General features: G+C 68.7%; 1 protein-coding gene. It reads left to right on the top strand.

Features of this window, described 5'->3' with window-relative positions; all coding sequences use genetic code 11:
- Positions 1-367 (top strand): hypothetical protein (locus AB4Y92_RS26590; protein ID WP_441822347.1); only part of this gene is annotated, 367 nt, incomplete at both ends.

The raw sequence follows: 367 nt of genomic DNA on the forward strand, positions 1-367 counted from the left end.
AGCTCGAAGGCTCCGGCAAGATCGGCGAGCGCTATGTCGGGCTCGTCGGCATCCGCGACCCCTATACGGTGGCGCGCGTCGACGACGTCATCGCCTGGGCCCGTCGCATGGTGCAGGAGCGCTTTGGCTCGGAGGGCTACCAGCTCTCCTACAATGTCTACGGGCGTGACGGCGTCATGGGGCGGCTCGAGCCCCTGCGCGACAAGCCGGGCCATGAGCTCTGCGTCGTCGTCCAGGCGGTCGCGCCGACGCGTGAGATGGCCGAGGAGATCTGCATCATGGGCACGCGCCAGATGTTCTATGCGCGCCTGCCGGACGTGAAGGGCACCGCCGGCGGCGTCGCCTTCCTGCTCGACGAGGTCATGCC

The organism is Lysobacter sp. TAB13 (assembly GCF_052113885.1).
Lineage (GTDB): Bacteria > Pseudomonadota > Gammaproteobacteria > Xanthomonadales > Xanthomonadaceae > Lysobacter > Lysobacter gummosus.